We start from the raw sequence: 18,506 nt of genomic DNA, 5'->3' as shown, positions 1-18,506 counted from the left end.
CGCCACACCTCAGAAATCGGCGCGTCTAACGCGCAAAGTCTTACAGTCGTTCCGTCTTTAGGCTTCCATTCATATGCGCTGCGCCCACGGTAAACACGGGTAGGTAGCGCGTTATCTACTTTGTTTTTCCGAATGCCTACCATGATTGCCTTCTAAATTTTTGAAAAGTCAGGGCCGTCATTAGCGGCCACGTACCGCACTGGATTGTTGAGTTGGTACCACGTTAGCCGTGGTTTACCGTTTCTATCAACAATATGATTGATACCATTTTTCGCAAGTATCGAGATTTGCAACGAGGCAATTTTAGCTCCGGTGATGTACTCAACTTCTTGCTCAGTTAAAAATGTCATTTCAGGAATAGGTTCAGCCATCATGCTGCCTCCTTGTATGGCACTTTGATTGTGCCGAGGTGTCCGAATGCCTTGGCGAACGCAGCGGTGCGGGTGCCGATGTATGTGATCACACTGCCTTTGGTGCAGCCTTTTACACGCTGGCCGTCTTGTCCGATGTAATGCACTCGGCCGTGTGGGAATAGCTGCGGCCACATCAATAGCGGTTTAAACCATGTTTCTGATGAATTGCAGAATGTGATACATACAGCTTCTGTTATATGACCAGCCATGTATTCGTGCAGCAGCTTGTTAATCCAGTCAGCATTACCTGGTATTGCCTTGGTGATGTGATAGCCGCGTTGCTGGCAGGCTTTCTTTTTGCACTTGCTGTGGTTACTGATGCAAGGCGCTTCCCCACGGTGGAAAGGGTGATTCATCCACACACGGCCATGCCACTGCTGCTTTAATCCATCATCTTCTTGCGAGAAGTAGCGATCTGCTTTTACCATTTCGTTAGCGATGGCGTTACTTGCCGGGTCCAGATCAATGGCACCCATCAGTTCACGTGCCGCAACCGTCCACACTGGCGGTGTGTAGTATTCAAAACCCGCTTCGGCGCTGGTCTGGTTTACTAAAGAGGCGTTGTTCATGCTGCCTCCTTAGGTATTACACCTTTGGTGGTAAGCACTTTAAATTCGATTACCCAAACCCAAGGGTTAGATAACCAAGATTCACCGCCATATATTGATACCCATAATTCTGAGAATTCTGAGTAACCACTTTCCCCTCCGGTAACATCATCATCATAGCCTTCACAACCTTCAGCCCAAGCATCTTGCTCGCTTATATCCTGCAAGCGCTCAACGCGAACATTGGTGATTCCATCGATTATGCGGCAGGCCTAGCGTGGCATGAACCTCGCCGCTTTATAGCACCAGCAGAATTTGTTTCCAGTATTAGGGCTAACCACATCGGTATCTGGCTTATCAGGGTGATCAGAAACGTAATAGATCGGAGCGCTGCGCAGCGGCTTGTTGCGGTACTTGGCACGGCCTGTCGGTGTAGTGCCGTTCGGGATACGTTCACACCACATCCATGCCGACTCTTTGACATAGAGTAGATCACCGCGGTGACTGCCGTAAGGGCAGGCATCGCCAGCAAGGCCCGTCCATCCGCCATATCCGTTCTGCAACTCTCCCTCGACGTGAAGCATCGACTGGTGCTTGTTGCTAGGCCACCGATGTCCTTTCTGTCCATAATAATCGTCAGGTGTTGGTTTTGGCTGCGGTTTCATGATGCGCCGTGTCTGCGTTTTACGACCTTCAATGATGGCGCGCACCATGTCGCCGTTGAAAATTATTGGACGTTCTTTCATGCGACATCCTCCACCAGTGGCCACGGTTGAAATTTCATGATCGGTTGTTTGGTTTTCGGATTCGTCCTGCCTTTCACCGGTGCTCGCTGGAATATCCGCAGGTTTTCGCAAACAGTTGTTTTTTTGCTAAAGCAATGAACTCTTTGGCGGCAGATGGTTGCGTCATATCAGCCGATATTTTGGGTGCAGTTTTCTTGCCAGCCTTGATGTCGTCAAATAACTTTTGGGCGTACTTGGTGACCTCGCTTTCCCATTCTTCAGCGGTCAATTGCACCAGGTTCTTGCCGTTACCATTAACGGGTTTAACGCGCGTTCTGGCTACCTTGGTGCAGTAGTCCAGTGATGCGCCGAATACTGCAAAGCTCATGCTGTACCTCCATTCCACTCGCGTTCTGGCAATGCATCCCAACGGCAAAAGCTGATAAAGCTATCGAAGCAATCCCCATATTCAAGAAAGCGTTGATAGCGTTGCTATGACTTTGTTGGTTTGCGGATCATGCCAATCTCTCCGTATTCAACCCGCCATATTGGATGGCAGTTTGAGATAGTACCTGGCGTATCGCTGTCGAAGTTGACACCAATGTAATTCCCACGAGCAGAAACGATGACTCCTAACCGGCCATCAACAACCACTTTGCGCCCAGTAAAAGCGTTAACGCCGTAGTATTGGTTGATATAATCAAACTCGCTCATGCTGCAACCTCCTTGTTAGCTGGCTCACAAGTGTGAGGCTGTTGAATGAAAGGGGATTTGTAGCCGAAGAGTGCCCAGTCTTCCTCTTTGCAGATTTCGACTTTGGCGGCGACAACTTCCAGACTGATACAGGTCCGTGAAAAGTTACCTTCATCCAAACCGTTGATTGCCGCAGCTGCTGTTTGGGTGTGGCCTTTCACGTAGCGGTGGTGCAGCGCGGTTTTCACATCATCGCTGGTGATATCGGTGAGTGAGATCAGCGCGTTGATCTTGCGGGCGGTTTCGTGCCCGGGAACCAGAGGCTTTATCATGCTGCCTCCTTAGCCGCTTTACGGTCTAAGCGCTCAATCTCTGCGAGGATTAATGCTGCTGCTTTAACTAAGTCTCGGCGTGGATTAGCTGGCTTCCACCACTCACTAGCCCAAGGCCATAATTGGTCTGGCTTCTTTTTGATAGTGAACTTTTCGTCAGTGAAGGAAGCTTTGAGGTAGCAAAGAGCTGCAGTGGCTAACTCGCTATCGTTGTACTTGTCATCATGGTCAGGTGTCCAACCTTCTACAGATAACTGGCGCTGACGTTCTGCAATCACATCAAGCACTGCTTTTGACGAATTTGGCACAAAGAACAGTGCAACCGGGCCATCTTCGGTGTCGTGAATACTCAACAAGAAGTTTCCTTCCTTGTTGCAACATGGGTACCAGTAGCTACAATCTGGTTCTCCAACTTCAAAATAGCGGTCTGTTAGTTCCTGCGGTGCGTTACCATCCATCCATTCAACGTGAATAGTTCCACCATTCTCTGACGCCCAAGCATCAACCTGTTCCTTCGTTGTTCCTTCATCCCACTCTGGCAAATCAGGGTGAGTCCATAACCCATCGTTATCACGAATAATATCTGCTGGCTTGATCATGCTGCTCTCCCGGTCAGAATGTGGTCTGCTTTGGCGCTGAAGGCTTCGGCGGCGTTCTGGTCGAAGGCATCGGCCTCGGTGATGCTCGCGCTTTTCCTTGGTTGTGCTTGGTGTGTTGGTGAGTATTGTCATGTGTTTCATCCCTGTAGTTATCAAGGTACGAAATCACTATAATAATAGTTATCAGGAATTAACAAGAAGATTTGATAATAAAAGTTATAATTTTTTAACTAAGGTTACTCTGCCACCATTTGCGATGTATGTTAATGGATTGAAAACAAACAACTTTACATGGATAAGTGCTATGAAATGGATTTTTATGTTGCTAATGGCTGTTTCAACAAGTACGCCAGCTGAAATTTTTAAGTGTGAGGTGGATGGTAAGGTGACTTTTAGCTCAATGCCGTGCAGTGATGATGCTGAGATTATTACGGTAAGCGAGCAGAAGAAGATGTTAACTGACAAGGGCGGTTATAGCCTAGATGAATTAGCGGAACAGTGTTTTAACGTGATTCACGAGCGGGTACAGTTTAAAGATCCAAGGTCAGCGTATATCTCAAAGTACAGACTGGATTGGGCCTCTGATGATTCAGGCCCTCGTAGGGTATTGGTAGTATCAATCAATGCCAGAGAAGTTGCCGGTGGATACGTTGGTGATGAAGAATATAAATGCTTGCTCAACTATGATGGTACTAGACTCAGCAACATCCCGTTTTTTATTGATAAGTCCAAGTAAAATTTGCTGGAAGCTATGACTGGCTTTTGTTGGTTTATGCTAACAATCCATAGTAAGTGAAATTAATTTCACTTCTAACATTGGTACAATGCGCAATCGTAGGCTAGGGAACCGATACTATCTTTAGCGCATGAACCTATCCGATGCAATGGAAAGTGTATCTGTTATGATCCATAACTATATGTAATTCTTTGATAAAAATAAACCCACATAAATTGTGGGTTTATTTAGAATGCATTAAGTTCATTTTAGACGCATTAAAATATAGCTACGGGCCAGTATAATCGCCTTTGAACATGTTCCCTCCTCAACTAAGTTCCATTTAGTGATACGTTAGCATTGTAAGATACAACAGAAATCTTGTTTTATTGTAGTTGTGGCTCGTCCAGTGTCAACTAGTTTTAGTCTATAGCCATACTTGACTGGTTCAAAGCTTGGTGAAGTCAGTCATTAGCGGTAACTGTGCAATCGGCAATTGGGACTACGACATCATCAACATCGTTGCAAGTAAGTTCGTCAAGCGTGCTTTCCAACACTAATGTTATCTTTTCATCTGGAATAAAAGAGCCAAACTCAAAATTTGTATGAGAACCTGATTTGATGGTTATATGTTCACCATTAGGATAGTTACTAGGTGATATCAGGTGGATCTTTAAATCAAATTTTAGTTCGTTATGTAATTCTAATTTCTGACTTGATGTATATCTTGCTGCTGTATATGTAATTTTTTCCCATGAAGTTTGTAACATCCAGCCACTAGAAATAAACTGAATTGACTCTTGTGCTGCTAGTTCCATTTCATATTTTTTTCAAATTTGCATTTATCATCATTTGTCAACTTCTGCTCACATGTTATCAAGTTAATTTTTTCTGATAGTTCATCTTGATTAATTTTTTTATTATAGCGAGATCATGTATTTCACCTAAAAGGTCAACATTTAGACTTGTATCTACTTTGTCAGCAGTAGCTCTAAAAATTGCACAATCATTATTATATTGATGATTGTTATGAATGTTTTTAATCAAAGAGTTTGATTTTGTGTATGTTTTTATGGCGTACTTGTCAATATCATCGAACCTAACTAGTTCTTGAAAAGTAACAACTCTATGAACTTGTGGGCTTATGCATGCCAATGCAGATATCTTATCTTGTAAAAATTTAATCAAAGACGGATCTGAGTCATAACCTGGAAAAATGTATGAAACTTTAGTTCTGAGAGTTTCATCCTCAGGTTTTTTAATAGATAACAAGAATGTTATTAACCCAATAACGATAAAAAATATTAAACTATCCAATGATGATGCAGCATATGAAACAGAAAAATCAGATGGTTCATTATTTCCTCTAAAGTGTTTAATTATAAATTCATTATTAAAAAACCAAAGATTAGCATAAGCCATCCAAAAAGTTACCCATCCAGAATATATTACTAGAGATAAAAATATAGAAAAAATAATTCTCTTATTCTTAATTTTTATTTTTTTAAATGTGTTAATGAAAAAAATTTTAAATGTTTCAAATTTATAAATAACGAAAATAAAACAAACTAAAATTAAAATTATAAATACTTTAAAATCCATTTTTAATAATCCTTTTCACAAAAGCACTGAGTACCAGAAGATCTTACCTATGACAGTGATCACTTTAGCTTGGTCGCCGGGGTAAATCTCGTCTGGGTATTCATCTTGATTATAGCTGCGAACGCGGATGCCGTTACCCGGTAGTTTGTAGAGCAGTTTGATGCGTAACATGCCATCGTGATTGATTGCGTACATCTTGCCATCAATGATGTTTTTGGTGGCAGTGTCGATGCCTACGGTGGTGTTGTTAGGGAGTACCGGCTCCATGCTGTTGCCCGCCACTTTTACACAGACTGCGGCGAGTGGATCTACTTTTTGATTGCGTAAGGTGGATTTTGAGAACCTGAGTTTTGGCCCGCGATTTTCGTTTACGGCAATAATCCCATTGCCAGCAGCCAGTTGTACTTCCGTGTAAAAAGGCAGTTCCACTTCATCCTCTCCGAGTGTGGTTGAATCATCCCAAGCGTCTAGCATCCCCATGTAACTCGCGTTTTGCACGGGATCTCTTTTAATTGGATCAATACCGTATAAAAGACGTTCAGGTGAACACTGTAATGCCTTAGATAATTCGAGGATTTTAGTCGTGCCTTTAACTTTTCCAGATATCAATTTGTGGATTGTTACTTGCGATAGTCCTGACATATCAGCAACTTCACGCTGAGTTAAATTCAGTTCCGTCATCCTTTTGTGGATGTTATCTCCAAGGCTAGATTCAGTCATACGTATAGGAATCATCATATTTACCTAAATGATATAACATAGGTTATAAGAGTTCATTAAACTTTAGCTATTGAATGCTGATAACAATTGTTATATTGTGGTATGTGTAATCACATTACAGGTGCCAATCATGACCAAATCTGACGTACTTAATGTCTTCAAAACTCAGCAAGGTGTGGCTCAGGCACTTACCAAAGCTGGGTTTCCAATATCTCAGGCGGCAGTTTCAAAGTGGCCTGAGGTCATTCCACAGCTTCGCACTTTTCAACTTGAACGCATCACCAAGGGTGAACTTAAGGCCGATGATCCGCTGCTGATGCAGTTGGATGATGCTGCCTGACTTCGGTTAGCCAGTTAACCATAACCCCACAGGGAGGGGAGTACATGAAACGTAAATCACGCATGGCGGTGATTGATTTGGGGCGGAACCCAGCAAGCAGCAGTTAATGCAGTGTCATCAGGAGTTGCGTGAATCGCGGGCAACCACTCAGGCCAGCATTGATCTGCTTGAAACTGAATATCCGTTTTTGAAGCAAGCGCAGGCCGTGTGATGGCGAATGAGGCGGATAAATCGCAGCCTTCGCAGGAGTTAGCCATTGTGCTGGCAGTGCGCCAGGCGCGTAAGGCGAGTGAGTTAACGCCTACGGGCCACTGCGGTTATTGCGGTACTGCTTTGGCGGGTGAACTGCGCTTTTGTGATGCTGATTGCCGGGACGACTATGAGCGCCAAGCGCTAAGGCGGCGGTATGGATGACATTGATATTCAAATGACCTGTGATGCCCGCGATTGGGTGTATCAGCAGCATGAGAACCGTGCTGCGTATTCTGAGGCGAAGTTGGCCGGGATACATGACGTGATGCTTGATGCCCATTTCAATGAGTTACGAGAACTGTGTCAGGAAATTGAAACCCTGCCAGATGGGCTAAAAAAGCGCGTATGGCGATTTTTATTGCGAAGTTGTCGCGGGAGTTTGACGAGCGCATTAAGCGCTTGGAGCAAGAGCAGGCGTTAACCATCGCCTGGGTGCGATTCACGCGGGAGCTGCGCGCCGCGGTCAAGCGTGAAGTCGCTGAGATTAAAGACTGGTTTGCCGCTGTCACCAGCGGATGGAGGGGATGATGAACGATAAGGTTGTGCCGTTGCATGTGCCTTTGCATGTTGAAACGGAATCACCGGAGGAGCGCGAGCTTTTCGAGCGCATGAGCAACCAGCCGCGTATTGGTGATTCACGCTGGCGTTATAACGAGCAACGGCAGCATGAGATTAACCGGATTGCTGCGGTGGTGCGACTTTCGCCCACGATGTCGGCCGAGTCGATTGCCACGTTGCTGTATGACGCGGGTTGTCAGTTACCGGAGCCGCAGGGTGCTGCGTAGGGGCTGCTTTGGGAGATAGATAATGGTAACGCTTAAAATAAAACGCCCACGCAATCTTGGCGGACGAGTGGGCGAGTGCAACATGACCATGTGGATAGTGAGCTGCGCTTGTATGTTAGCCGACAAGTTATCAGCATATTGCCGATCAATGTGAGATTGCCCATTCCACCGTGCGTAAGCACATCAAAGATCTGGAATCTGCTGGCTATTTAACAATTCATCCACGCAAGACGGAGTTAGGCCACGCATCCAACATTTACAAGCTACAACTGCCACCCAAACCTCCTGTGTCATCAGATGACGCACCTATGCCGCCAAATAGCATAGGGGTATGCCGTCATATAGCACACCCCTATGCCGTCAGATAGCACTAGAACCAGTCACTCTTTTGAACCAGTCAATGAACCTTTAAAAGCTTTACCGCACGAGGCGCAAAATTCATCGGGTAAATCAACTAAAAAATCTGCCTGTGCTGGCAAGCAAAAAGCGAGTAGTGATGATCTCGATTATTCATCGTGGCCTACCGAGCCAACTGAACAGGTTCTCAATGACTGGCTGGCTATCCGCAAAGCCAAGCGGTTGCCATTGACGCAGACGGCGGTTAATCGATTGGCGCGGCATCTTCATCAGGCAGCGCAACATGGGCTTTCAGTCGATGATTGTTTGGCTGAGTGCGCAGTGCGTGGTTGGGCAGCCTTTGAGTTTAATTGGCTGGTGAATGCCGGCATGTTGCAGCGCAATTGGCATGGAAATTCGTCATCGCTATCAGTGCCGGATCATTCATCCACAAGACAGACCGATGAACTAGGTCCGTGGGAGGGCGAATGAAACCAATCTCTGACTTAGAGCGGATCATGGCAAAAGTGCCGCCGCACATCAAACCTGCAAGCCGGGAAGAAATCGAACAGCGCAAGCGTGAAGACGAGATCAAGTTATCGCAAGAACACCGCATGCGTGTTTCAGCGGCGATTGTGGGTAAATCGGGTATTACGCCGTCATTTTTGAAATGCACGTTTGATAACTAACAGTGCAGTTGTAAAGGCCAGTATGTGGCCCGCGATGCGGCAAAACGATTTGCTGATGACTTTGCAGAGCATGCCAGCAATGGCAGCGGTTTTATGTTTATGGGCAGTTGCGGCACGGGTAAGAACCACCTGGCGAGTGCGATAGCCGTTGACCTGATGCGGCGGCATCACATTGTGGTGATGGTGTCGGTAATGGACTTAATGGCGCGTGTTCGGGAGTCATATTCCGGTGCGGTTACTGAGGAACGTTTACTGGCTGATTTATGCCGTCCTGAGCTGTTGATCATTGATGAAATTGGCTTGCAACGGGATACGTTGGACGAACGACTGTGGCTAACGCGGATCATCGATAAGCGGTTGCAAGCCAAGATGCCAACGGGGTTTATCACCAATTTGGACACCGAAGGGCTTAAAGCGATGTTAGGTGAGCGGGCATTTGATCGCTTGCGTGACGCTGTGGCCCTTAGGATTAAATTCAACTGGCCTAGCCATCGTGGTAAGGGGGTTGATCATGCTGCTGCGTAAAGACTTACCCACTAATGCCCCAGATGGTTTTGAGTTTATTCAGGCGGCTAATAGCCCTAATTGTGATGCTGCAAACGAGAGTTTGTTGCCTGAAATACCTGTTTGTTACGTGCCTGCAGATATTGGCTCTGCGGCGCATCCATATCGCCGTTATCCGATTTTTTATTATGGTCGAACCAAGATTTCTGACATCGATTGGATCATGCAGCGGCTTGCGTGCTTGCCGGATGATCCTCTGCTGGTTCACCACGTGTGCGTTGAGTACGAGCGGTTGTATTTGACCACTGAAAACGCCGATAAGCGCAAGGTGGCGAATACCTGGCTTAATTCGGTGGCGATGGCTTACAAAGCATTGGCTATGAACAAGAGGAGGGCAGTTGCATGACGATTCGAGCAGAAGCTAAAGCTGCGGAAGCGGCAGATCCATCAGCGGTGACGTTTACGTGTACTAAGCCATGCCTTGGTTGTGGTGGTACCAAGCGTTATGTGAAAGGTGGCCACGCTTGTGTAAATTGGCAGTGCAGTAAATACAAAAAAGCGTATTACCGATGCTGGTGCAAAGCGCGATATAGCCAGTGCAGAACGGATAGAAAAGGCGGTGAAATATTTCCAGACGCTGAATGTTGGGCTTTGTAAGTCGGCAAGTATGGCTGGTGTGGGTACCAACAGGCTTAAGCGTGAGTTGGCAGCGCGTGGGATTAGAAAGCTGCAAACAAAGTATTCCAGAGAAACACCAGTGAAATTATATGGATCTGGTGCGTCAGGAAACATGATGCAGGAGGAGTTTGCCGCAGCAGCTCCATCGATTAAGGCGATGGCACTGTTTAATGCCGCATATCGCAAACACCATCAGGAGGCCGCATGAGCGAAGTTAATCAAGCCCCTAAAACCCAAAAGCAGCGCTTGGTGGCGATTTTGAGTGATGGTAACTGGCACACGTTGTTTGAAATCCAGTCGTTAAGTCGTTCGATGTTCGGTGCGTTAGATAGCGAAACTGCCTTGAGTGCTCGCTGGCGTGAATTGCCAACCGAAGGCCGCGAAAAGCGAGTTCGCCCGGGTACCAACAACACGTTTGAATACAGGATGGTTGCCTGATGGCTAGTGGTGTTGATGTCGGCAAGTTGAACCGGGCAAACCTAAGGCGGTGGCTAAAGGATGGTGTAACGAGGGATTTTCGGGACACACGTTATCCATCGGTGAGGCTACGGGCAACAACTGACAGGCAACGCGCTAGCGTGTTTTTGGTCGTGAATGAACGTAATCGGACTAAGTGGGATAAGCAGGGCACTTGGCCGGATATGTGTATTGATACCTTTGTTGAGCAGTTGCCGGTGATGCTGGCGCAGCGAAGTGCAGGAGGCGATATGGTGACGGGGGCTATTGAGATGGTCAGTGGTGTGCTGCTTTGGTATGTGCAGCATGTGATGGGAAATACCACCTTAAGTGATAGTTGGCGCCGCAATGTGCAGTCAGCAGTTACTCGGCATCTGTTGCCAAGGTTAGGCCACTTGGCGTTATCTTCGCTGTCGTTTATCGAGATTGACCGCCTGTTAGTCAAACCGTTGCTAGATGAAGGCTATAAGCCGAGTTACATCACTGAGCTGGTGAATAAGCTGAAATCGGCGTTCTCGGCGGCGTCTGACATGCGGGTGATTGAGCAGAACCCGCTGGCTGGGTATCGGTCGCGGATGTCGCTAAAGGTGGCGGCTAATGATACCCGGCTGTTTGAGTCTGAGTTAAGCGAGCTTTTTAGTCGGTTGAGTGCGGCACCTATGCGCATTGCGATGTTGTTTGTGCTGATGATGATGTTTGGTAGTCGCATTAACGAAACCCGACAGGCTCGCTGGGAGCATTTTGCCGGGGGTATGTGGGTTATTCCGGCGAGTCATACCAAGACCAAGCAAGAGCACCGGATCCCGCTTACTCATGCCGCTATTGCGTTGATTGAGCATTATCGCCGTTGGCAGCTCAAGAACGTGGGTAAGCGTGCTTATTTGTTCCCTGGCACCAATGGCCCTGTGTCTATCCGCACTGCGCAGAAGTGGAGTGAGGATATTCGGTTCAAGCATTTTACTTCTCATGATCTGCGGAAGCTTTTTCGTACCATCATCGCCGATATGGGTGTTGATACCGTCATTGGCGAGAGGCTGGTTAATCACTCGCTACCGTTGCTTTTGCGTACCTATATGTTGAGTGATTTGAATAAGGGCATGAGACGGGCGATTGAGCGGTATCACGAGTATTTGATTGAGCATGGTTTTAATCAGGTTGCGCCCGAGATAATCCCTAGATCGTCCTCAGATCGTGGGAATGCTGAAACAAAGATGGCAAGCGGGTGGCTGTGATGATCGATGCATCATTGACTAAAGAGGATGCACTCAGCGAAAAACAGGGGATTTTGATGGATAAAAATGACGGTTTGAAAGGTGCTGATTTGCTGAAGTTAGGCCGCAAGTTGCGGGGGATGACGCAGGATGAAGTCGCCAGCATCTACGGGGTGAGTCGGTCAACGTATCAGCGCTGGGAGAACGGAGCCTCTGCCGTGTCATATGATGACCTGTGCGCCATCTGTGTGGGTGTTTTCAAGCTGGAACTGGATAACTTGCGGGGGATGAAGCATGCAGCATAAGCACGATGCACAGCATGAGCAGTTGATGAACATGAAGCAACTCCGGCTTGAGCTGCGCGCCTGGGCTAACTGGTGGCTGCGTCATGAGTACGGGCAGGGATACGCATCACGTAGTGCATGCGACAAGATAAAAGAGCCATTAATCCATGATGTTAGTGTGATTGAATTCGATATTCAGCCACCAAGGTACGTGGTACGGTATGACCTGAAAGTGGAAAAGCTGAGCATGGATTGCCGCCGCGCTATTCGGGCACATTATTTCTGCAGAGGGAACTGGGCGCTTGCTGGGTTCGATAGCCGCAAGACGTTCCTGTTTTGGTTGAGACGGGCTGAATTGGTGTTGGTGTGATGATGAAACGGTTTAAGTGGTTTGCGCTTGGGGTTATTGCTGTTACCTGCTTCTGGATAGGAATGGCTATCTTCCGTGTGATTACTGGTGAGCTCAGTGTGTACCAAGCCTTTGTTGATAGTGTTTCTGTGCTCGCAGGGTTGGCCACTATAACAGCATTAGGATTTGCTTATGTGACATACAAGAATTGGTCAGTGCCTATCATTAATGGAAGACTTGAGAAATGTAATGAACTCTTACTCCAAAGAAGTAAACAATTGTTAGATGCTTTAACTTCTTTAAAGAACGTAAACGATGAAAACCTTATGTTGTGGTACAACGATATGGTCATCAAAGATCAATATATTTACGCGGAGATTTTGACCTATCTCAACTTAGCTAAGATTGATAAAAAGGACATATATCTTAATGAAAGATATTTAAAAATTTACATACCTAAAGATCTGAATCAAGATTCAACAGAAATGATAGGTGAAATAGACAGAGATTCAGTTTATCGCACTATCCAGGAAGCTTTACGGGATACTCAACGCCAAAAAAGCTTTGTTAACACCGAGCTTGAAAATATCAAGGGTCCTTCCAGCTAAACCCACTGCGGGGGTGGGGACTCGCGAGTTTTGACTACATATGAAATTTTTCTGAGGTTGGTTGTTGTTTTTTCAGTGCCGATAAATTGTATACCATCAGAATTTTGTAACTGCATGAATTTGCAAGAACAAAATCTCACTTGTGACAGTGGGATTATCGACGAGTTAAAACCACAACTTTGTCAGATCGTTTTTGATCGTTACAACTCCAACCGAGATCATCAGCATGATCCCCCAATTTTCTGCATCGAATATTGTTAGCCAGCTAACAAGTTAAATGATGTAAAACACCGAAGCGTCAGATTTGAGGCTAAAAGCGTCAGATTTGAGTTTTTTACCCCCATAAAAACGTTACATTTTTGGCATACTCGCCAGAGTTACAGTTAAGCGTTCCCTCCCTGCCTGAAGCGAAACGGCTCCCATTGTGGAGCCATTTTTTTTGGAGCTTTATGAACGGTCAGATTTGTTACATCGCGGGGCCTATGAGTGGCGATTCAGTCTTGATGAAGGTAAATGATCGGACAGAGTTTTTAGAATGCTTCAGAGCAATAAACCCCCGCCGGAATTTACCCGGCAGCCAGTGGTTGAGTTGAACTCAGAGGTGGCAGAGTCCCCAGTTTTTGGTGACGACATACCATTTTAGCGAGTGGAAAAATTAGAGTTGTCGGCCGTAGAAAATCAGCGCCAGTGTTTGATTAGTTGCCCTGTAGAATTTTTATCCGAAATTTACCTGATTTGGCTGACGACCTGACACGCTTTGCCTTAATTAAGATGTATCTGCTGACCAAGATAATCCCAAGATCGTGTTTTTGTTTATGTGACGTATTGTCTTTATAAATCAATCTATTGCTGGTTACATTTCCTCCCATGCACAGGAATGGGAAATGAATGGTCAAAGTCCAGTAACATGCTACAATGTGACCATACGGTCAAAACAGCGTATGCGGATGTAGGTTAATGAAAGCAGAGAAAAAGAAAGTTACCCAAAAGATGATTTACCGTGCCGTGGCCAGTTCTACTGCTATTGAAACAGGTCAATCTGTGCGAGAAATTGAGCGGCGTATTGAAAATAACAAACGTAAGTACAGCCATCTCGCTTTAGCCGATTAAGATGTCCCTCTCGAGTCTTTCCATATGCTGATAGTTTTGCTGACACCAGCCTGGATTGATGCAATGTAAAAATCCTTGTGTTTGTCCCACAAGCTATAGTCCAACAATCCATATCCGGCATGGTTGCTCATGGTGTCCATCAGTAGTCGAGATATGCGTCCGTTACCTTCCCGAAACGGGTGTATCAAAATAAATTCAACATGGCTTGCGGCTAAATAACTGACTAGAACTTCATGGGGCATGCTCGGTAGTTGATCGTAGTTGCTTAAAAATGTGTTTTCATAGCGATCTAGGCACTTGGAAATTTGTGAAGGGGCTGTAAATAAAAAGTCCCCTTTACTCATGTTCACATTGCGGATCTTGCCAGCCCAATCATAAACGTTGGCCAACCACCACCGATGCCATGTAGCAATCGTATGAAATGTTGTTGGGGTAACGTGCCCATCGGCAGAAAAAATCTTTTCATATAGGTGTGTAAGCAGTGTGGACTCGATATCGTTCATATCTTTAAGGTTGGTTATTCCCAGCTTATTGAGCAAGACATTGTTATCCGAACCTGGTTGATATTGGGTCTCAGCAGAATCTATGTCATATTTTGACATGTTTGTTCCGACGGCAGAACGGGAGGATGTTGTGAGTTTATGATGTGATGTATCGTGATTCAATGTTCGGGATGTTTTCCTTAGATTTTCGAGTTCTGACCAAGATAATTCCAAAATCATCATTCCGATGATTGTCCCGTAAAATCCAGTAACACCAGGGTTGTAGCGGTGTCATTTCTTCCTACACTCAATAAGAGGAAATCCCACTGTTAAGTCGTCATCGTTTTTCCTTGTCGAATCTTATGGTTATGAACAGCAAGCTCTCGCGGTTCTACCAGCTTGAGCATGTTCTTACCCTTAGGTTCAAAGTCATCAGATCCCCACTGAGATATTCCCAGAACATCAACAAGCTTGTCGAGTTGGCGCTGGATTAACTTTGCTTTTTACGCAGTGCACGCGGCCGCGCCCTAATAATCGCCATGGTTTGCTCTATTCAACATGCGATCACAATTTGTGAGTAATGTGACTTAATTTATTGTTAGTCAAAAGATTACTGACTATATTTTATTCTAGTTAACGATAAGTATGTGAATGCTGATTTCCCCGAAGTTTACTGTGCCAAAATGGCGCTATTGAGAGGAGTTTCGAGTGAAAATATGTGCTGCAATCATAGCAATTATGATTTTAGTCACAGGATGTGCAGGAACAAATACTGAAGGAATTACAAAGAGTTTGATTGATAAGCGGGCCATTAAGGTCAATAGGATTTCTGAAAATATTTTTGAAATCCACATGTATGAACATAAAGTTAGTCCTATGGAACTATATGGGATAAATACCATGACATCCGATGACCGGAAGGCGGTTGCGCGTGATGTTATGAGTTTTGAGCCTAAGTTTGGTGGCAGTGTTTATCCCATTTGTTTAGTGCCTATCGAAGTTTTAAATGAAGCTGATTATCAAGTGACAGACAACCACCAACGTTGGTTGAATACCCGTTGGTGGAAGTTGACAGTTCAGTGTTCCAATGTGAACGATTGAAATATGAACCCGAATGCCATTGCGGGATTGCGATGGCAAAATTTTTATCGCGGCATGAGTAGCTTGTGCGGTCTATTCCTTTTCAGGTAATCGAATCACCTACTAATTTAAAGACACAAATTGTTGCACATCGAGCCATGGGAAGTGTTTTTGCAATATGTGCAGTTCACTGTCTAAAACCTCTTTTGAGACAGTGAGTTGGACGGCATGATTTTCAGCATTATGTTCATATTCGTGCCAATCATTTAAGTATGAAAGAAGCGCTTCCAAGCGTTCTGGTGCATCCTGCGGATATCTCAACTCTAATTCGTAAGTCATCGTTGGATCCAAGCACACAGTGGACGTTCACCTTAAGTGTAGTGCAACTGCGATATAACGCTATTTACTGTTTGATATGTAGTCTGTTTTTAGTGGTATAACGCCAACCCAGCTGGAACTCAGATTGCTAGTACCAGCGTTTTCTTAACCATCTCTCCAACACGGTTACCACCGGGATGTTGGCCGTTAACCAGCTAAATGGCCCATATGCGCCGTTACTGACATATTCCAGATAATCTGTTTCAGGTAAGATTTTATTGATGCCTTGGTAGTAAAAAGCGCTCAACACTGTGAGTTATTGGGTTTTATTGCCACTCTTTTAGAAGATGTTCATTCCTTCAGCAGTGTGTTCACATTATTTATCGATAAAGCTGTTTTGGGGGTACTGCCAGTGGTATAAATACAGCAAATTTTCGCCCTACCATTCCCATCATAGAGCAGGTATACAACATGATTTTCCCACAGATAAGCCAAGCCCCTGACGATCCAATATTGGGACTGACAGAAGCCTTTAAAAAGATCCCCGACAAGACAAAGTCAATTTAGGCGTTGGTGTATATAAAGACGAATCTGGTCTAACGCCTGTGCTGAAGTCGGTTAAGCTGGCAGAGGCTAAATTGTTAGATACCGAGACCTCTAAAACCTATTTAGGCATTGATGGCGTGCAACTGTATAACAAAGTCGTACAGGAATTGCTCTTTGGTGCCGACAGCAAAATCGTTACAGAAGGGCTGGCCGCAACGGCGCAAGCTCCTGGTGGCACTGGATCCTTGCGAATAGCCGCAGAATTTGTGGCCAATAACACCAATAGCAAAACGATTTGGGTAAGTCGGCCAACATGGGCCAACCATAAAAATATCTTCACGGCGGCTGGTCTAACGATTAAGGAATATGGTTACTACGATGCGGCCAACCAATCACTGGACTTTGGGGCGATGGTGGCTGACTTGCAACAAGCCGCCGCTGGCGATTTAGTGCTGTTGCATGGTTGCTGTCACAACCCAAGTGGTATTGACTTGTCGCCCTCTGAATGGACGCAGATTGCCCAACTGTGCCTCTCTAAACAACTGGTTCCTCTGTTTGATTTTGCCTATCAAGGCTTTGGTGATGGCGTTGAAGAAGATGCTTTGGGGCTGCGCACTGTTGCGGCAGTCGTACCAGAGTTGATCGTCGCCAACTCATTCTCCAAAAACTTTGGGCTTTACAACGAACGTATCGGCGCAGTTACACTGGTTGCCCAAGACCCGGCAACAGTGCAAAAAGCGTTCAGCCAGGTTAAGCGTACTATCCGCGCCAATTACTCAAATCCTCCGGCACATGGTGGTTTGATTGTTAGCACAGTCCTGGCTGATCCACAGTTAAAAGCATTATGGCAGGACGAAGTGACTGCCATGCGGCAACGAATTGCAGAAATGCGGCAGCTATTTGTGGATACGCTGAAAGCAGAAGGTGTTCAGCGGGATTTCAGTTTTATCTGTAATCAAAAAGGTATGTTCAGTTTTTCCGGCCTTAATAAAGCTCAGGTAGAAAGGCTTCGTGAAGAGTTCGGCATCTACATTGTTGGCTCTGGGCGGATCAGTGTAGCGGGGATGACAAAAACCAATATTCCCGTTATTTGTAAGGCGATTGCCAAGGTACTGTAACGCAGTTACGGCAAATCTGTAAAAGGACGGTTTAATCCGTCCTTTCTTTATGTGGTAGCGAGCATCATAGCACTGCAAATTTTGTGAAACCGTATGCCTGATTTATAATCAACCCCGTTTGTTAGTATGTAATGTCAAAGGAGGCTGTTTGAGAACAGGTCGCTTAGGCTCATCTATTCTGGCTATGGCGGTGGTTATTCTTGCCGTGTTAGCACTGCGAGTTATCTTCATCCCCATAGCCGAGCAAAATGACAGCGGCACCCCTCTGGTGCAGAAAAATCGGCTGGGTGTTAATTTAATCCCTGATTTCAGTGCATTTGATGATGTGAGTGCCAAAAAACAGGCATTTTTTGATTTCTTGCGCCCCGCGGTAAAAAAACAAAACCGCATCATCACAGAGGAACGGCGCTTTCTGTTACAAGTACAGAGTCATCTCAAAAATAATGTGGTACTCGATGACGCCGACGTCTATCGGGTACACAAACTGGCGGATAAATATGAATATGCTATCCGCACTATTGATGCCGCAAGTTTACGAAGTTTGCTGAGACGGGTGGATGTGATCCCCGAGTCGATGGTACTAATCCAGGCAGCGAATGAATCGGGTTGGGGAGCATCGCGTTTTGCCAAAGAAGGGTTCAACTTTTTTGGTCAATGGTGTTTTAAAGAAGGCTGTGGCTTAGTACCTCAATCACGCGGGCAGGGGCAAGTACATGAAGTCGCGGTATTCTCAAGTGTGGAAGACTCAGTAGCATCTTATATGCGCAATCTGAACTCTAACGCCGCATATGGCTTGTTCCGTTCTATTCGTGCGGATCTACGAGCACAAAAAGAACCACTAAGTGCGGAAAAGCTGGTTTATGGGCTAGTGAATTATTCGGAGCGGCAGGACGCCTATATTGATGAGCTGCTGGATATGCTGCGCCACAATCAGCAGTATTTAGATGACAACAATGCCGTTAGCAGTGCGGTTTAGCGCTTGGCAACTTGTGTTTTGCTGAGCTAGAGATAAA

Annotated in this window: 31 protein-coding genes and 3 pseudogenes; 20 read left to right on the top strand and 14 right to left on the bottom strand. The window is 45.6% G+C overall.

What is annotated here, in order from left to right:
• Positions 1 to 152: 152 nt before the first annotated feature.
• From KHX94_RS18955 to KHX94_RS21600, 8 genes are all read right to left on the bottom strand, one after another.
• A complete protein-coding gene (locus tag KHX94_RS18955) occupies positions 153 to 374 on the bottom strand; it encodes a DUF4224 domain-containing protein (RefSeq protein WP_213681776.1) in 222 nt (73 codons plus the stop codon).
• On the bottom strand, positions 371 to 982 hold the full coding sequence (locus tag KHX94_RS18950) for a DNA N-6-adenine-methyltransferase (protein WP_213681775.1): 612 nt from the start codon (positions 980 to 982) through the stop codon (positions 371 to 373). The genes KHX94_RS18955 and KHX94_RS18950 overlap by 4 nt, the downstream gene beginning before the upstream one ends.
• Positions 979 to 1,188, bottom strand: a complete 210-nt coding sequence (locus KHX94_RS18945) for a hypothetical protein (protein ID WP_213681774.1) — start codon at positions 1,186 to 1,188, stop codon at positions 979 to 981. Before KHX94_RS18945 ends, KHX94_RS18950 begins: the two co-directional genes overlap by 4 nt.
• Before the next feature lie 45 nt (positions 1,189 to 1,233).
• Positions 1,234 to 1,707, bottom strand: a complete 474-nt coding sequence (locus KHX94_RS18940) for a hypothetical protein (RefSeq protein WP_213681773.1) — start codon at positions 1,705 to 1,707, stop codon at positions 1,234 to 1,236.
• A 73-nt stretch (positions 1,708 to 1,780) separates the two neighbouring features.
• Positions 1,781 to 2,074, bottom strand: coding sequence for a hypothetical protein (locus KHX94_RS18935; protein WP_213681772.1), 294 nt, complete (start codon positions 2,072 to 2,074; stop codon positions 1,781 to 1,783).
• A 104-nt stretch (positions 2,075 to 2,178) separates the two neighbouring features.
• Entirely contained in the window at positions 2,179 to 2,400 is a 222-nt protein-coding gene (locus KHX94_RS18930) for a hypothetical protein (protein WP_244859241.1), read from the bottom strand.
• The gene (locus tag KHX94_RS18925) at positions 2,397 to 2,711 is read right to left on the bottom strand and encodes a hypothetical protein (protein ID WP_213681771.1); all 315 of its coding nucleotides are present in this window, start codon (positions 2,709 to 2,711) and stop codon (positions 2,397 to 2,399) included. The genes KHX94_RS18930 and KHX94_RS18925 overlap by 4 nt, the downstream gene beginning before the upstream one ends.
• On the bottom strand, positions 2,708 to 3,310 hold the full coding sequence (locus KHX94_RS21600; protein ID WP_342345782.1) for a hypothetical protein: 603 nt from the start codon (positions 3,308 to 3,310) through the stop codon (positions 2,708 to 2,710). Before KHX94_RS21600 ends, KHX94_RS18925 begins: the two co-directional genes overlap by 4 nt.
• Positions 3,311 to 3,428: 118 nt before the next feature.
• On the opposite strand from KHX94_RS21600, the gene KHX94_RS18915 reads away from it, so the two are divergent.
• On the top strand, positions 3,429 to 4,046 hold the full coding sequence (locus KHX94_RS18915) for a hypothetical protein (protein WP_213681770.1): 618 nt from the start codon (positions 3,429 to 3,431) through the stop codon (positions 4,044 to 4,046).
• Positions 4,047 to 4,489: 443 nt separating this feature from the next.
• On the opposite strand, the gene KHX94_RS18910 is transcribed toward KHX94_RS18915, so the two are convergent.
• The 4 genes and pseudogenes from KHX94_RS18910 to KHX94_RS21955 form a co-directional block, all read right to left on the bottom strand.
• Complete coding sequence (locus KHX94_RS18910) at positions 4,490 to 4,843, bottom strand: hypothetical protein (protein ID WP_213681769.1); 354 nt, start codon at positions 4,841 to 4,843, stop codon at positions 4,490 to 4,492.
• A 58-nt stretch (positions 4,844 to 4,901) separates the two neighbouring features.
• Positions 4,902 to 5,627, bottom strand: coding sequence for a hypothetical protein (locus KHX94_RS18905; protein ID WP_213681768.1), 726 nt, complete (start codon positions 5,625 to 5,627; stop codon positions 4,902 to 4,904).
• A 15-nt stretch (positions 5,628 to 5,642) separates the two neighbouring features.
• Positions 5,643 to 6,125, bottom strand: coding sequence for a S24 family peptidase (locus KHX94_RS18900; RefSeq protein ID WP_425314078.1), 483 nt, complete (start codon positions 6,123 to 6,125; stop codon positions 5,643 to 5,645).
• A 42-nt stretch (positions 6,126 to 6,167) separates the two neighbouring features.
• Positions 6,168 to 6,347 (bottom strand): annotated as a pseudogene (locus KHX94_RS21955) (helix-turn-helix domain-containing protein); the annotation flags it as partial.
• A 130-nt stretch (positions 6,348 to 6,477) separates the two neighbouring features.
• On the opposite strand from KHX94_RS21955, the gene KHX94_RS18895 reads away from it, so the two are divergent.
• From KHX94_RS18895 to KHX94_RS18820, 16 genes and pseudogenes are all read left to right on the top strand, one after another.
• Complete coding sequence (locus KHX94_RS18895) at positions 6,478 to 6,687, top strand: Cro/CI family transcriptional regulator (RefSeq protein ID WP_213681767.1); 210 nt, start codon at positions 6,478 to 6,480, stop codon at positions 6,685 to 6,687.
• A gap of 207 nt (positions 6,688 to 6,894) precedes the next feature.
• Positions 6,895 to 7,101, top strand: a complete 207-nt coding sequence (locus tag KHX94_RS18890; RefSeq protein ID WP_213681766.1) for a DUF2116 family Zn-ribbon domain-containing protein — start codon at positions 6,895 to 6,897, stop codon at positions 7,099 to 7,101.
• A gap of 183 nt (positions 7,102 to 7,284) precedes the next feature.
• A complete protein-coding gene (locus KHX94_RS18885; protein WP_213681765.1) occupies positions 7,285 to 7,467 on the top strand; it encodes a hypothetical protein in 183 nt (60 codons plus the stop codon).
• Positions 7,464 to 7,724 (top strand): hypothetical protein, encoded by a 261-nt coding sequence (locus tag KHX94_RS18880; protein ID WP_213681764.1) that lies wholly within the window; start codon positions 7,464 to 7,466, stop codon positions 7,722 to 7,724. The genes KHX94_RS18885 and KHX94_RS18880 overlap by 4 nt, the downstream gene beginning before the upstream one ends.
• Positions 7,725 to 7,858: 134 nt before the next feature.
• Positions 7,859 to 8,092 (top strand): annotated as a pseudogene (locus KHX94_RS21950) (hypothetical protein); the annotation flags it as partial.
• Positions 8,079 to 8,552: a hypothetical protein gene (locus KHX94_RS18870; protein WP_213681763.1), complete on the top strand. Its 474-nt coding sequence runs from the start codon at positions 8,079 to 8,081 to the stop codon at positions 8,550 to 8,552. The pseudogene KHX94_RS21950 and the gene KHX94_RS18870, both read left to right, overlap by 14 nt.
• Positions 8,549 to 8,749, top strand: a complete 201-nt coding sequence (locus tag KHX94_RS18865; RefSeq protein WP_213681762.1) for a P-loop NTPase family protein — start codon at positions 8,549 to 8,551, stop codon at positions 8,747 to 8,749. The genes KHX94_RS18870 and KHX94_RS18865 overlap by 4 nt, the downstream gene beginning before the upstream one ends.
• Before the next feature lie 24 nt (positions 8,750 to 8,773).
• A complete protein-coding gene (locus tag KHX94_RS18860) occupies positions 8,774 to 9,274 on the top strand; it encodes an ATP-binding protein (RefSeq protein WP_213681761.1) in 501 nt (166 codons plus the stop codon).
• Entirely contained in the window at positions 9,261 to 9,659 is a 399-nt protein-coding gene (locus KHX94_RS18855) for a hypothetical protein (RefSeq protein WP_213681760.1), read from the top strand. The genes KHX94_RS18860 and KHX94_RS18855 overlap by 14 nt, the downstream gene beginning before the upstream one ends.
• A gap of 213 nt (positions 9,660 to 9,872) precedes the next feature.
• Entirely contained in the window at positions 9,873 to 10,139 is a 267-nt protein-coding gene (locus KHX94_RS18850) for a hypothetical protein (RefSeq protein WP_213681759.1), read from the top strand.
• Entirely contained in the window at positions 10,136 to 10,369 is a 234-nt protein-coding gene (locus KHX94_RS18845; RefSeq protein ID WP_213681758.1) for a hypothetical protein, read from the top strand. The genes KHX94_RS18850 and KHX94_RS18845 overlap by 4 nt, the downstream gene beginning before the upstream one ends.
• A complete protein-coding gene (locus tag KHX94_RS18840) occupies positions 10,369 to 11,619 on the top strand; it encodes a tyrosine-type recombinase/integrase (RefSeq protein WP_213681757.1) in 1,251 nt (416 codons plus the stop codon). The genes KHX94_RS18845 and KHX94_RS18840 overlap by 1 nt, the downstream gene beginning before the upstream one ends.
• Positions 11,619 to 11,903, top strand: coding sequence for a helix-turn-helix domain-containing protein (locus tag KHX94_RS18835; protein WP_244859240.1), 285 nt, complete (start codon positions 11,619 to 11,621; stop codon positions 11,901 to 11,903). The genes KHX94_RS18840 and KHX94_RS18835 overlap by 1 nt, the downstream gene beginning before the upstream one ends.
• Positions 11,893 to 12,252 carry a hypothetical protein gene (locus KHX94_RS18830; RefSeq protein WP_213681756.1) on the top strand — a complete coding sequence of 120 codons (360 nt, stop codon included), beginning with the start codon at positions 11,893 to 11,895 and terminating at the stop codon, positions 12,250 to 12,252. The genes KHX94_RS18835 and KHX94_RS18830 overlap by 11 nt, the downstream gene beginning before the upstream one ends.
• Complete coding sequence (locus KHX94_RS18825; protein ID WP_213681755.1) at positions 12,249 to 12,839, top strand: hypothetical protein; 591 nt, start codon at positions 12,249 to 12,251, stop codon at positions 12,837 to 12,839. The genes KHX94_RS18830 and KHX94_RS18825 overlap by 4 nt, the downstream gene beginning before the upstream one ends.
• Before the next feature lie 957 nt (positions 12,840 to 13,796).
• The gene (locus KHX94_RS18820) at positions 13,797 to 13,949 is read left to right on the top strand and encodes a hypothetical protein (protein ID WP_213681754.1); all 153 of its coding nucleotides are present in this window, start codon (positions 13,797 to 13,799) and stop codon (positions 13,947 to 13,949) included.
• Here the strand turns inward: KHX94_RS18820 and KHX94_RS18815 are convergent.
• Positions 13,946 to 14,551, bottom strand: coding sequence for a Fic/DOC family protein (locus KHX94_RS18815; RefSeq protein WP_244859239.1), 606 nt, complete (start codon positions 14,549 to 14,551; stop codon positions 13,946 to 13,948). The two genes, KHX94_RS18820 and KHX94_RS18815, sit on opposite strands and share 4 nt — an antisense overlap.
• 588 nt (positions 14,552 to 15,139) lie before the next feature.
• Between KHX94_RS18815 and KHX94_RS18810 the strand changes: the two genes are divergently transcribed.
• Complete coding sequence (locus tag KHX94_RS18810; RefSeq protein WP_213681753.1) at positions 15,140 to 15,532, top strand: hypothetical protein; 393 nt, start codon at positions 15,140 to 15,142, stop codon at positions 15,530 to 15,532.
• A gap of 102 nt (positions 15,533 to 15,634) precedes the next feature.
• Here KHX94_RS18810 and KHX94_RS18805 read toward each other — a convergent pair whose 3' ends face one another.
• On the bottom strand, positions 15,635 to 15,850 hold the full coding sequence (locus tag KHX94_RS18805; protein WP_213681752.1) for a hypothetical protein: 216 nt from the start codon (positions 15,848 to 15,850) through the stop codon (positions 15,635 to 15,637).
• Between the two features lie 450 nt (positions 15,851 to 16,300).
• Here KHX94_RS18805 and KHX94_RS18800 point away from each other — a divergent pair.
• Positions 16,301 to 17,493, top strand: a pseudogene (locus KHX94_RS18800) (amino acid aminotransferase).
• Between the two features lie 148 nt (positions 17,494 to 17,641).
• Positions 17,642 to 18,469 (top strand): glucosaminidase domain-containing protein, encoded by an 828-nt coding sequence (locus tag KHX94_RS18795; protein ID WP_213681751.1) that lies wholly within the window; start codon positions 17,642 to 17,644, stop codon positions 18,467 to 18,469.
• Positions 18,470 to 18,506 lie beyond the last annotated feature (37 nt).

This window comes from Shewanella dokdonensis, assembly GCF_018394335.1.
Taxonomy (GTDB): domain Bacteria; phylum Pseudomonadota; class Gammaproteobacteria; order Enterobacterales; family Shewanellaceae; genus Shewanella; species Shewanella dokdonensis.
The sequence above is the reverse complement of the archived record's forward strand: the minus strand, read 5'-3'. Positions and strand labels throughout refer to the sequence as shown.

What these genes read in the sequence shown, in the direction of transcription:
- KHX94_RS18925 (WP_213681771.1), bottom strand. Translation starts at nt 2,711, where the DNA reads ATGATAAAGCCTCTGGTTCCCGGGCACGAAACCGCCCGCAAGATCAAC.
- KHX94_RS18905 (WP_213681768.1), bottom strand. Translation starts at nt 5,627, where the DNA reads ATGGATTTTAAAGTATTTATAATTTTAATTTTAGTTTGTTTTATTTTC.
- KHX94_RS18940 (WP_213681773.1), bottom strand. Translation starts at nt 1,707, where the DNA reads ATGAAAGAACGTCCAATAATTTTCAACGGCGACATGGTGCGCGCCATC.
- KHX94_RS18895 (WP_213681767.1), top strand. Translation starts at nt 6,478, where the DNA reads ATGACCAAATCTGACGTACTTAATGTCTTCAAAACTCAGCAAGGTGTG.
- KHX94_RS18835 (WP_244859240.1), top strand. Translation starts at nt 11,619, where the DNA reads ATGATCGATGCATCATTGACTAAAGAGGATGCACTCAGCGAAAAACAG.
- KHX94_RS18935 (WP_213681772.1), bottom strand. Translation starts at nt 2,074, where the DNA reads ATGAGCTTTGCAGTATTCGGCGCATCACTGGACTACTGCACCAAGGTA.
- KHX94_RS18840 (WP_213681757.1), top strand. Translation starts at nt 10,369, where the DNA reads ATGGCTAGTGGTGTTGATGTCGGCAAGTTGAACCGGGCAAACCTAAGG.
- KHX94_RS18855 (WP_213681760.1), top strand. Translation starts at nt 9,261, where the DNA reads ATGCTGCTGCGTAAAGACTTACCCACTAATGCCCCAGATGGTTTTGAG.
- KHX94_RS18845 (WP_213681758.1), top strand. Translation starts at nt 10,136, where the DNA reads ATGAGCGAAGTTAATCAAGCCCCTAAAACCCAAAAGCAGCGCTTGGTG.
- KHX94_RS18910 (WP_213681769.1), bottom strand. Translation starts at nt 4,843, where the DNA reads ATGGAACTAGCAGCACAAGAGTCAATTCAGTTTATTTCTAGTGGCTGG.
- KHX94_RS18830 (WP_213681756.1), top strand. Translation starts at nt 11,893, where the DNA reads ATGCAGCATAAGCACGATGCACAGCATGAGCAGTTGATGAACATGAAG.
- KHX94_RS18880 (WP_213681764.1), top strand. Translation starts at nt 7,464, where the DNA reads ATGATGAACGATAAGGTTGTGCCGTTGCATGTGCCTTTGCATGTTGAA.
- KHX94_RS18870 (WP_213681763.1), top strand. Translation starts at nt 8,079, where the DNA reads ATGCCGTCAGATAGCACTAGAACCAGTCACTCTTTTGAACCAGTCAAT.
- KHX94_RS18820 (WP_213681754.1), top strand. Translation starts at nt 13,797, where the DNA reads ATGAAAGCAGAGAAAAAGAAAGTTACCCAAAAGATGATTTACCGTGCC.
- KHX94_RS18885 (WP_213681765.1), top strand. Translation starts at nt 7,285, where the DNA reads ATGGCGATTTTTATTGCGAAGTTGTCGCGGGAGTTTGACGAGCGCATT.
- KHX94_RS18950 (WP_213681775.1), bottom strand. Translation starts at nt 982, where the DNA reads ATGAACAACGCCTCTTTAGTAAACCAGACCAGCGCCGAAGCGGGTTTT.
- KHX94_RS18955 (WP_213681776.1), bottom strand. Translation starts at nt 374, where the DNA reads ATGATGGCTGAACCTATTCCTGAAATGACATTTTTAACTGAGCAAGAA.
- KHX94_RS18815 (WP_244859239.1), bottom strand. Translation starts at nt 14,551, where the DNA reads ATGTCAAAATATGACATAGATTCTGCTGAGACCCAATATCAACCAGGT.
- KHX94_RS21600 (WP_342345782.1), bottom strand. Translation starts at nt 3,310, where the DNA reads ATGATCAAGCCAGCAGATATTATTCGTGATAACGATGGGTTATGGACT.
- KHX94_RS18930 (WP_244859241.1), bottom strand. Translation starts at nt 2,400, where the DNA reads ATGAGCGAGTTTGATTATATCAACCAATACTACGGCGTTAACGCTTTT.
- KHX94_RS18805 (WP_213681752.1), bottom strand. Translation starts at nt 15,850, where the DNA reads ATGACTTACGAATTAGAGTTGAGATATCCGCAGGATGCACCAGAACGC.
- KHX94_RS18865 (WP_213681762.1), top strand. Translation starts at nt 8,549, where the DNA reads ATGAAACCAATCTCTGACTTAGAGCGGATCATGGCAAAAGTGCCGCCG.